An 11,900-nucleotide genomic window follows, 5' to 3' on the forward strand; every position below is an offset into this window, starting at 1 on the left:
AGTTAGATTTTCTATTGATTGATCAAGGGTTTATAACTCTGATAAATATCTTTTCTAAGATAATAAGCAGTATTAGGAATTTGCGTATAGTTAGTCTTAATTAATTCTAGTACGCAAGCAGGTATATAGTCCTGCCAATCTACTCCCCCAAATGGGTAAGGATTGATGAGCATAATTTTTGGGCTGGTAGTTTTGAACTCCTCACAGGAGTCGATATTGATACCAAATTTTGGATTGGCATAATAATCTCGCTGCCAAGGCAAGTAAAAGAAATTGCCTGAGGCTGGCAAACGATCTGCCAGAATGTATTCTCTATTTTCAAACGGCCAGGCAATGATGCGATCATTTTTGTTTGTAACTAACTTTACTAGTTTAGAAAACTCAGATTCTGTAGCAATTTGCCGATCTGAAATATTTGCGGGATTTAATAAAGCCAATTTAATAAAACAAACAATCAAGATTGGCGATAAAAATAAACTGCTTGATCGGTTGAGTTTAGGTAAAGCATGAAAAAACACGAGTGGGATGCTAAGAAAGAGGTAAAGAAGGGGAAGCCCTTGAAATCCCATCGAGCGAATTAATAAGCTAGCGATACCAAGACCCAACACGAAAGATCGCCAAGGAATATTTTTTTCTCGATGGGCTAGCGTAGCTAAGCCACTGGTAAGTAATAAGAAAATACTAAACCGAGCTAAATCACTTGTAATACTACTTAAGCTAGAGCTAAGCAAATAACGAAGACCAAGATCTACCCCTTCTACATATTTTCTGGATATAAAGGCATTAATCCAAAAATGCATGGCAAAGTAACCTGGTATGGACGCGATTAAGGTTAGGAAAAGAAGATTGCCAACAAGACCAAAAAGGGCGGAGACTAAAATTAACTGTTTGAATTGCTTACGCCATGAAGCAATAAAAAGGGCGATGGAGATTGGAATATAAGTAATTGCAAGAAATGGCAGTGAGAGGATTAGGACATTGCCAATAAATACTTGAAACTTATTCAGAGAAAGAGGATCAGCAATAGCTGGAAGCGTGTATTGCGCAAGGATAATGACAAAAAATAAACCAGCCATCACTTGAAATAAATAGGTGCTGCCAAATAAGTCGGCAAAATAAATAACCATTACGGTGGCAGCTGCAACGCAATAGCTTAGCTTTAAATAGAAATTTTGCCTTTTTAATAAAGGGGAAAAATAAAGCGAAATAAGTGCTAACCACTGCAAAATTGCTATTGGTATACGATGACCGCGAACCCCAAAATCGCCAAATTGCTCAACAATTAACCCTGGTAAATAAGAAAGAGGCCCATGTAATTCATGGATTTGGGAAAATAAGGTTTTACCAGCATAAATAAGTTTGCTAGTGACAATATTAGCTGTTTCGTCTCCCCACTCTAAATAGGTGAGTAGTTGGATTTGATAGCGAATAATTAAAGTAGCAAATACCCCGAAGATGATGAGATTAAAAAGATCAAAGCGGGATTGGATAAATTTCATCATTCTTGAATCTGCGTTTATTTACAGTAATATCATGAATTATGCCCTTTTCATTTAATACTCAAAGCTTTAGATCAAAAAAAATCAATTTTATTGGTATTGGCGCTTTCTTTTTCGCCTTACTTATTTTAGGAATGAATATTTATAAGGATTATGGTATTTCTTGGGATGAACGCGTAGAGCGAATAGATGGGGCGGTATCCCTTCGCTATATAAACCAATATTTTGGAGTCACATCCCCAGGTCTTGAGAGAATGCTGGCTAAGCAGAACTACCCTGCCTCTATCGAGCTAGATAGTTATAAAGATCGCTACTATCCAACGGGCTTTAACTTACCCATTGAGGCAGCGATCCAATGGTTACAGCTCGAAGATGAGCAGCAAGCCTATTATTTTCGACATTTATTCACCTTTCTTATTGTTCTGCTAGGCGCCTTTGCTATTTTTAGCCTAGCTAATCGACGTTATAACGATTGGCGCATAGGCTTACTAGCAGTTACCTTTTTTATATTAAGCCCCCGTTTTTTTGCTGAATCTTTTTATAACAGTAAGGATTTAGTACTGCTTGCTTTTTTTGCTTTTGCTATGAACACGCTTATTGTATTTGTATTGCGTCCACAAATATCAACAGCATTACTCCATAGCCTAGCAACAGCATTAGCAATGAATATTCGCCTCATGGCAATTGTGATTCCGATGATGACAATTGCTATTTTGCTGGTAAGAATTCTGCGAAGAGAAGTAGCTTGGCCCAAAGTCGTTGCTACCACACTAATTTATTTGGCAGGATTAGCTTGTTTAATGACAGTTGCCTGGCCTTTACTATGGGCTGATCCAATGGGGCGATTTTTAGATGCCTTGTCATTTATGCGTCATTATTTATTTGTACAGGATAATTTTTATTTAGGGCAGGTAATTTCTTCTATTCATTTACCCTGGCACTATTTACCAGTCTGGATTGGCATTACGACCCCTATTCCTTACCTTGTTTTATTTCTATTTGGCACACTTGTGATTTTGCATAATGTTTATAAAAGCAAATTACGTTTATGGAAAGATGCCAATCAACTGCAAGATTTGATTTTTTTAGGACTATTTTTTGCCCCAATTTTAGGGGTCATTATTCTGCATTCAGTTATTTATGATTCATGGCGTCATCTGTACTTTATTTATCCAGCATTTTTAATGCTCACAATGCGAGGTTTGGTAGCAATTTGGGAAATGTTATACCACCATGCTGTGTTAAAAAAATGTTTTATCTTAACTTTATGCTTATCGCTACTATATATTGCCAGCTGGATGATTAGGGCTCATCCGCTACAGAACGTCTACTTCAATTTATTGGCAGGAAATAATTTGAAGGCCCGTTTTGATCTTGATTACTGGGGCTTATCCAATCGCCAGGCCTTAGAATATATTTTGGCCCACGACACACGTGACAAAATTGTGATCAAGGTCGGCAGCTTTACTTTTTTACCCCTATCACTTAGCATCATGAGTCCTGCCGATCGTCAACGAATTGCCTTTAGTGAAGATTTGAATGAGGCCGATTATATTATTTCCAACTACCGCCTCAATCAAACTGATTATGCTAATTTTGACCCGCGATATATGGCATATCATGATATTCGAGTAGGCAATGAAATTATTTTATCGATTGCTCAAGCCAAACGTAATACGCTTACCAAAGCGGTGCAATTAAATCAGTTAATCGAATTTTCAAATACAGGAATTGGTCAGTATTTTTTGCAAAGTGATGGTTGGGCTCAACCCGAATCCTGGGGGGTATGGGCTATTAAACCCGAAGCCAAATTCTTACTCCCTATGCCAAGTTCAAACCCTAAGTACCTAAGCTTTAATTTACGGGCGTTTGTCTCTGCTAAAAATCCTTCTCAAAAACTTGAAATTATTGTTAATGGACAGATACAAAAAACGCTTTTACTTAAAAAAGCCAGTGACAACCTAGTTCAACTAGAGGTTGCTGATTTATTGCGCTATTCTAAAGAGGCTGATATTACATCTCCGAAAAAATTAGAGATTATTTTTCGCTCAACTCCAACCTTTTCCCCAAAATCGATTGGCTTAGGAAACGATGACCGCCTACTATCAGTGGGTCTTGTGTCAGCAATTTTTAATTAGCGCTGGGTTGCACTAACTAAGCCAATAGCGAGTAAACGCTCATCATCTCCAAGTCCGATATCCTTGGGTCTTGCCGGGTTTTTAAAAACAAAAGTGATCGCTAGGTAACCAAGATCAAGCCATTCTTTTGGAATAGGCAAATCTACTTGATTATTATCGCCCTGCTGTAATGCAAGACTTCTTGCAAGTTGGCCATTAATCCAAATTTCAAGTTTTTGAGAAGGATTTTTAGGGGACACCAAAGCGCGTAAGTTTAGAATTAGATTGTTAGCCTTAGGCACAATAGGTAGAATAAGACCAGCATTCAAATCTGTTGACCAAACACCCCAATTTTCAGGAAATGCCCATCCTGATTGTAAAAAATAGGGCGACGTTCCTTTTGCATCTCGCCCAAAACCAATTGCCTCATTTAAACCAATGGTGGGGACAAGAGACTGGATATAGTCTTTCTGAGGAATAGTTTGACAATCTGAACAGGCCAACCATCCAGGCGCCAAAATATTAAAGCCATCAAGACTCATCAATAGATCGGTATGAGTATTTAAATGGAGTAGGGCTGGAATGGCAAGATCATTAGATATAAAGTACAGGGTATCCTTATCTAAGTTACCAGTAATCAGCTTAGACTCTAAACGCTTATTTTCGGCGTCTAAATTCTTACTGCGCCCAGCAAATACGGAATTAGTTGGCAATCGCTGACTTAAAGCATAGTGCGCAAAAGGTTCCCAGCCATCTGAGCGATTATAGGTTGGGATATGAATAATTTTTTTATATTTTCTACCCGCCTCGCCCCAAAAGGCATTAGAAAACTGTGACAACGGATTCATATTTCCCGCTGTAAATACAGGTTTTCTGCGTAAATAACCAGCACTAGTATCACATACCTGAATTACTAGTGCTGCTGATAATAATCCTAGAGCAACCTTTTTGGGGTACAAGCGAATGATCAGGTAAATAATCAGCAAGATAATGCAATAAAAAACCGGCCAAAACATCCGACCAGATGCGCGTAAAGATGAAGCAACTTGAATAAATTCCTGTGGCAAATAAAAACTATAAATATGTGAGCCAATGTGAATGCTATTAGTAATGGCAAATAAAGATAGTGCCAGTAATGCACTACATAAAAATAGATGAGCACGAAATAAGGCGCTAATTTTTTTAATTACCGCCTTTTTTTTCAAAAGCATTGCGCATATTAGGGGGATGAGACAAATAATCCCCAGACCCAAGTAGCTAAAACCATTAGCTGGGTAGTAGTTATAGGGAGATCCCTTTAAAAAATAAGACCACCCACGGGGATCAAAGATGGCCAATAAATATAAATTAAGCACATCTCCACCATATTCACCAGTGGACGCAGAGGAAATCGGTAAGGCAAAGTAGCCAGCTTGCCAGGAGATAAAAACCACCACGAGAAAACATATCATTAACTCTTTGATTGCTTCCCATTTGCTCTTAAGATGAGTGATCCAAACTTGATCACTAAGGTTACCCAACCAAAGGGCAAAGACCATCATAAAAAGATAGATATTAATTAGTAAAGCGGCGCCTAATAAAGTAATCCACTGTAGTTTGGCAAATTTATTTTTTGAACTAAAGATTAAATAGAGCGCCGCAAGTATGGCAAAATGGCTTTGCAGAGCAGTTTGCATCTGCACACGCGCTAACATTGGCGGCGAGAAAATAAAGAGCCCTGCGCCAGCAATACAAAGCCATTTACTTGAAGTTAGCGTAGATATTAATAAATACCCAAATACACCTTGCAATACAAAGCAGAGTAAAACCCATAAACCAAAATATTGAAACGGATCAGGAAGTACGCTCGTAAATAGTTTAAAGATAAATGCAAAAATCGGAATAGGGTCAGTAAAAACAATCGAAGAGCTGATTTCAAGACCAAAATTGGGATTTAGACCAATTGGAAAAGACCAGGGACTAAAGCGATAGAACACCCAACTAAGGTAATGAATAGCTGGGTCGCCAACTACTAGCCAGTCGATATTATTGGGGTTGAGAATATGGGGCCCAACTACCAATAGAAAAGCACTGACTCCCAGAGTAATGGGAATGCAAAGCCAGAGCCACTCATTTTTTTGCATAGAATGATTTTTTTTTGGTATTGGCATTAAATATATACTACTAGTTAATCACTATATAAATGGGCTTTCATTTCTCCCGCTAAGAATATGCTAATTGTGCAACTAAAATCTTGGTTTAGCTCAAATAAAGCCGTGCTTAAAGCTACCGGCACGATTTTTTTGGCAAATCAATTAGCCGAGTTATTCATGGTTTTACTAGTGGCTAGTAATTATGGTTTGGGTAGCGAATATTCTTATGTTTGCCAATGGGATTGCCATTGGTTTGCAGATATTGTCCGCAATGGGTATGATTTATTCCCTCACGGCAACCCAAGAGGAAATGCCGCTAATTGGGCTTTTTTCCCATTTTTCCCGCTAAGCGCTAGCGGTTTTGCTTTCGTCACGGGACTTCCGGCCTGGCTTTCACTAGTGGTAGTAGCCAAAATATTTTTTTTATTGGCTATCTATAGCTTTATTCAATTGTGTAAGGCTTATGAACCCGCTATTCCTGCTTTACTTGCAGGCGGAGTAATTGCATTTAATCCCTATTCTATTTATGCAAGTGTGGGGTATACAGAAGCAATGTTCCTTTTCTTTACCTGTCAATTTTTTATAGCATTAAAAGGAAACCATTTTTTACTTGCTGGACTAATGGGCGGCCTACTTTCGGGAGTGCGTTTAGTTGGTGTTATTGCCACCGTCCCATACTTAATCAAAGCTATTCCTTATGGCCTTAGTACCAGTCAACAAGAGCGTATTAGGCTTGTTCTTGGGTTACTACTTGTGCCTTTGGGGTTGGGGTTTTTTATGTATTTTCTTTATTGGAGAACCGGGGATGCGCTAGCTTTCTCTCATATTATTCAACTGGGTTGGAACCGCCATGTTGATAATCCCTTGAGTTATTTATTAGAAGCCTTAAAGGGCGACCGAATGTATAAATTTTTTGTTCTGATTGCTTTTTTATCTTTTTTTATTTCTTTTCGCCTGTTCCTCCAAAAACGGTATACGCTGGCTTCATTTTTGTTGATTTGTACCATCATCCCTATTTCATCGGGGCTACTCTCATTGCCTAGATATATTGCTTGGCAGGCCCCATTTTTATTTGGCATTGCCGATATTTTAAATAAAAGAAATGCGTGGATTTTAATTATGCCGATTTTTATAATTGGTTTTGCGTATATGTATTTTTCGTGGATTGCCGGAAAATCATTTGTCATATGAATAAAATTTATTTAGCCTCCATTTTTATATTAGTAGGGTTTTATATCCCTCTGATTTATTTGATTGGGCACCCTAATGTGTCAGCCGAATACAAATCCTATTACATTACGCAATCTAGCAAAATAAGTCCCTTTGAGCGCGCTAATATGGGACCCATTCCATTCGGTGAAAAAATTGAATTTAATGATCGGCGCATTGGATTTGAAAATTTTTTTGATCCAGGAAAGTCTTTTAGATGGTCGATGGACGCGCAATCGCAAATTATATTTTTGCTTGATTCTCAAGACAAACTTAATAAAGAAGGTACTTTACTTTTGCGAGTTGATCCTCTTGGAGCGCAGAAAGTGTCATTGGCCCTTAACCAGAAATTAATTTATGAGGGCATGCTAAATGGACCTACTGAACTCTTGATCTCCTATCCTGCTGGAAGCCTCAAAGAGGGCATGAATACCATCACTTTACTTACGCCTGGAGCAAAAACATTGGGCGATGGTGAAATCAGAAAATTAGCACTACGTTTTCAATCCTTGGTAATTGAGTAACTTATTTAAATATCCCACTAATAAGTCCGATACCAAGCTCACGATCATCATCGCCTAGGCCAATTTTCTTTGGTGAGATAGGATTATTCAATCTAAATCCCAGCATGAGATAGCCATCTTTGAGCACTTGGGATGTGAGAGCTATCGATACCGTAGTCGTTTCTTGAGAGAGTGCTAAGGTTTGTTCTTTAAATCCATTAACCCAAATTTCGACATCTTGAATGGGGTATCCTTGGGGCAAAAAGGCACGTATTGTTAAATTAAGCTGCTTAGGATTTCCCGCAGTTGGTAGGGGTAAGGTTATTAAGGCGACTTTTGCATTTGACCATGTTCCCCAGGGCTCTGGATGGCTCCAGCCCGCTAATAGGTAGGGGGTTTTAGCAAATGCCGTATCACGTGCAAAAGAAAATACCTGATCTATTTTTGGATCAATCACAGGCCCCATGATTTGCATTTCAGAAGGAATTGCTACTTTAGTAGCGCAAGCTTGATAATTGGGCGCATAGACAACTAGGCTATTGATTGAAGCCAATAAATCGGACGCCGGCTTTAGGTGTTGCAATACAGGCAGTATTTTTTGGGGGTCTAGAATATAAAGAGCGCTCTGGTCAAATATTCCCTGATTGATGAATTGTTCATATTTGTCGTTTTCAATCGGCCGATTAATTGCTGGAGCAATACGCGTGAGATAAGCGGAGTTAGTAGGCAGGCGGTGAGTGGCGGCGTATCTTGCTATGGGCACCCAATTCCAGTGATCGTCAAAGTTATTTTGCGGCAATACAGTAATTACTTTGCTATAGCACTTTGCTGCGCTTGCCCAAAAGGGGTTATCAAGATTAGGATGCACTTGAAATGGGCGCACTTGCGCAAAGTCAACCCGTTTAGGTAGCCAACCAGCGCTAGTGTCAACCAGTTGTAATAAAAAAGCCATACCTAAGAGAAGTAAGGCTCTTGGTAGCGTGTAGGCTTTAATTATGATGAAAATAATGCCAAATAAAAGTACATAAAAAATTGGCCAGAACATGCGCCCAGAGGCGCGCACAATAGACCCTAATTGATAGATGAAATCAAAAATGGGAAGCTCTATATGTAATTGCCCGAAATAAATTTGATTACTCAATGCCAGTAGTATTAAAAGAGCAAATGCAATCAATAAAAAAACATGATCAGTAAGCCCTTTTCTGTACGCAAACCATTCTTTTTTGAGTTTGATAAAAACAAAGGGGAGTAAAAAAATAAACCCCAATCCTAAATACATAAAACCCTCGTCTGAGGAATTACCGCGGGGAATTTTAGGCAGAATATAAGACCAGCCATCTGCATCAAAAAGCGCCAACATATTCATCGGGTAAAGCCCAAAGCCACTAGAGGCAATTGCTTCAAGCGGGCTGACAAAGTATCCTGACACCCAAAAAATCAACCCAATAAATGGCACTGTTACACCCAGTTGCCATAAAAATTGAATCAAGGTTAATTTATTTTGGCGGAAGGTTTGATCAAATAAGTAAGCGAACCAAAGAATTGCTGCCATACAAAATAAATAAAAATGAACAAGGACACTCAGACCCAGTAAGCATAGCCAGTAAAAAAAGGCAGATTGGCGAGACTTTGAAAAATTCAGATATAAAGCGCTTAATACAATAAATTGACTAACGAGTGCGGCATGAACTCCAATTCGGAAAAGCATGGGCGGTGCTAACACCATCAGAGCCATGGCCAATGCCCTTAAGCGCAGGTTGGGGGTAATCAGGCCAGCTAAAAGCCAGGCAAGCATGCTTTGTATAACAAAACAGCCCAAAGTCCAAAGGCCTAAGTACTGAAATGAACTAGGTAATAAAAAGGACAGGGGTTTAAAGAGAAAGGCTAAAAGAGGGATAGAGTCTGAGTAGATGATTGAGGAATTACTGACTAAGCCATATTTAGGGTTCATGCCAATTGGGAAGTGCCAGGCATCGTAGCGAAAAAAATTCCAGGCAAGGTAATGCTGATTCACATCGCTTGATTGGATATTGCTGAGATTTTGTGGGTTTAGGAACTGCGGGCCTACAATTAGCAGAAAAGCGGAAATTCCAAATAAAAGTGGAATCAAAAAATGGGCTTTGGCCAAAAGATTACGCATATAGTTATAAGAATAAACGAATTAACCCCTTCATTAATCTTCGCTAAACTCCAAACTATAATGAGCCATTTACTATCTAAATGGGATACCCCATAAGACCAATTGACTCTATTAAATCAGTCTTTCAATAACGTACCCCTTGCGCATCAATCCAGATGGCAATGGCTTATTCCGGTAGCGCTGGGGCTCTTTGCATTCTTTTTGGTTATTGGCTATTTGCCGCTTATCCCAAGCAATATCGGCTGGCTTGACGGGGGCTATGACCCAACGCAGCATTATTTAGGGTGGGTATTTTTTCGCCATCACCCGTGGACCTTACCGATTGGTTTAAGCCCACAATATGGACTCAATATCAGCTCTGCTATTTTATATGCAGATTCAATTCCCCTTTTGGCGGTGCTATTTAAAGCCTTTTCGCCCTATCTTGCCGAACCCTTTCAGTATTTTGGGATCTGGTTTTTACTCTGCTTTGTACTGCAAGCTAGTTTTGCTTGGGCCTGTCTTGGATATGCCACCCAAAATAATTATTTACGAACTTTCGCTACTGCCTTAATTGTCATATCACCGCCAATGATTTGGCGCATGAATATGCATGAGGCGCTTGCGGGCCATTTTTTGATTCTGGCAGCCATCTACTTCAATTTGCAGCCTCAACAAAAATATCGAATTTTGGCTTGGACAGCATTACTTTGTATCACGTCTTCTGTAATGTTGTATTTATTGGCGATGATTATCGCCCTTTGGATTAGTAATTTGCTTGATACCTTATGGGTAAGAAAAACAATTACGTATTTCTCAGCTGCACTTGAGGTAGGTATTGTGACAATTGGCGTTAGCCTCGTGCTGTGGCAAATGGGGTTTTTTGAGGTTAGTGCATTGTCATCGCGAACGGGTGATTTTGGTGTCTATGGCTTTGGGCTTTTATCTTTTTTTGATTCTCAAGGCTGGTCTTATATATTGCCCAGTATTCCAGGGGGCAGTTTAGAAAGTTTTAATTACTTAGGCTTAGGAATGCTCTTATTAGCTGGGGTTGCCCTAACTAAAAGCACTTTAGCTTATCAGCAAATAAAGAACTACAGCTTAGCGCATCCTTTTTTTATTGCAGCAATTGCTTGTTTGAGTGTATTTGCAGTTACTAATACCATTCGGATTGCAAGCCATACTTTTATTATTCCCATACCAGACGCCCTTTTTTCTTTAGCTAGTATTTTTCGGGGCTCAGCACGGATGATTTGGCCGCTTTACTATTTGATTGGTCTGGGAATTTTATTTATTGTGATTCGGGGCTACCAAAGTAAAAAAGTTTATTTTTTACTATTAATTGCTGTAGCTCTACAGGTAATTGATAGTAGTGCAGGGTGGTGGCCCATCCACCGCCAGTTTGCCAATACCGCACAAACGAAGACTCTAAATAGCCCACTACATGATCCATTTTGGGCCCAAGCTGCTAAACACTATACCAATGTGATTAATTCTAATTTTCCAACTGGCCCTCCCAACTTATATATAGAGTGGCAAATTTGGGCTAACTATGCTGCAGAAAATCACTTGGGGACTAATTCTGCTTGGTTGTCGCGTTATGACACACTTAAGCTTACTAAGGCACGTGAGCAGTTAGATCAAATGATCAGAGCCGGCAAATATCAGCAGGATTCTTTGTACATCATTAGCGATGAAAAGCGCTTACCTGTCCTCATGCACATGGATCCTACGAAGGATGTCTTTGCTAGTATTGATGGGTTTAATGTTTTGGCACCGGGTTGGCTTAATTGCGCTAGTTGCCAAGCTATTCCGGATGTTCAAATTCAAACCTTACCTCCATTACCAAAAGTAGCTTTACGCCAACCCATTTTCTTTAATAAGGAAAGTCTGGCCACGGCTTTTTTAATCGGCATTAATAATCGCCAAAATAAAGGTTGGGGCTGGGCATTTCCAGAGTCTTGGGGTGTTTGGTCTGAAGGTGAAAAGGCCAAAGTTATATTGCCGCTTCCAGAACATCCGGCAAAAATATTAGATCTGGCAATCAAGGCATTTACTAGTGCCAAGCATCCATTTCAGCGGGTCGAAATTTGGCTCAATGGCGCATTAGTAAAAAATATTACGCTTAGTAATAGCGATATGACTCAGATTGAACTGCCTATCTCACAATCAGCAACAGAAGACTATCTGCTAGTTGAATTTAAATTACCAGACAATATTAGCCCACTAAAATTAGGACTAGGAAGTGATGTTAGGCCATTAGGAATAGGGCTTATTTCAGCTGAATTTCGCTAGGATTAATTCGAATAAAATTGAGTTGT

7 protein-coding genes are annotated in these 11,900 nt (G+C 39.3%); 4 read left to right on the forward strand and 3 right to left on the reverse strand.

Features of this window, described 5'->3' with window-relative positions; all coding sequences use genetic code 11:
• Positions 1 to 11: 11 nt before the first annotated feature.
• Positions 12 to 1,499: a hypothetical protein gene (locus LZG75_RS03310; RefSeq protein WP_233935127.1), complete on the reverse strand. Its 1,488-nt coding sequence runs from the start codon at positions 1,497 to 1,499 to the stop codon at positions 12 to 14.
• Positions 1,500 to 1,540: 41 nt separating this feature from the next.
• On the opposite strand from LZG75_RS03310, the gene LZG75_RS03315 reads away from it, so the two are divergent.
• Positions 1,541 to 3,637, forward strand: coding sequence for a hypothetical protein (locus LZG75_RS03315; protein WP_233935130.1), 2,097 nt, complete (start codon positions 1,541 to 1,543; stop codon positions 3,635 to 3,637).
• Here LZG75_RS03315 and LZG75_RS03320 read toward each other — a convergent pair.
• Positions 3,634 to 5,739: a DUF6311 domain-containing protein gene (locus LZG75_RS03320; RefSeq protein ID WP_233935131.1), complete on the reverse strand. Its 2,106-nt coding sequence runs from the start codon at positions 5,737 to 5,739 to the stop codon at positions 3,634 to 3,636. The genes LZG75_RS03315 and LZG75_RS03320 overlap by 4 nt on opposite strands.
• A gap of 132 nt (positions 5,740 to 5,871) precedes the next feature.
• On the opposite strand from LZG75_RS03320, the gene LZG75_RS03325 reads away from it, so the two are divergent.
• Complete coding sequence (locus LZG75_RS03325; protein WP_233935134.1) at positions 5,872 to 6,939, forward strand: hypothetical protein; 1,068 nt, start codon at positions 5,872 to 5,874, stop codon at positions 6,937 to 6,939.
• Entirely contained in the window at positions 6,936 to 7,481 is a 546-nt protein-coding gene (locus LZG75_RS03330; protein ID WP_233935137.1) for a hypothetical protein, read from the forward strand. Before LZG75_RS03325 ends, LZG75_RS03330 begins: the two co-directional genes overlap by 4 nt.
• Position 7,482: 1 nt before the next feature.
• Here LZG75_RS03330 and LZG75_RS03335 read toward each other — a convergent pair whose 3' ends face one another.
• Positions 7,483 to 9,600: a DUF6311 domain-containing protein gene (locus LZG75_RS03335; protein ID WP_233935139.1), complete on the reverse strand. Its 2,118-nt coding sequence runs from the start codon at positions 9,598 to 9,600 to the stop codon at positions 7,483 to 7,485.
• A gap of 102 nt (positions 9,601 to 9,702) precedes the next feature.
• On the opposite strand from LZG75_RS03335, the gene LZG75_RS03340 reads away from it, so the two are divergent.
• The gene (locus LZG75_RS03340) at positions 9,703 to 11,874 is read left to right on the forward strand and encodes a DUF6311 domain-containing protein (protein WP_233935142.1); all 2,172 of its coding nucleotides are present in this window, start codon (positions 9,703 to 9,705) and stop codon (positions 11,872 to 11,874) included.
• Positions 11,875 to 11,900 lie beyond the last annotated feature (26 nt).

The organism is Polynucleobacter sp. IMCC30063 (genome assembly GCF_021395235.1).
GTDB lineage: Bacteria > Pseudomonadota > Gammaproteobacteria > Burkholderiales > Burkholderiaceae > Polynucleobacter.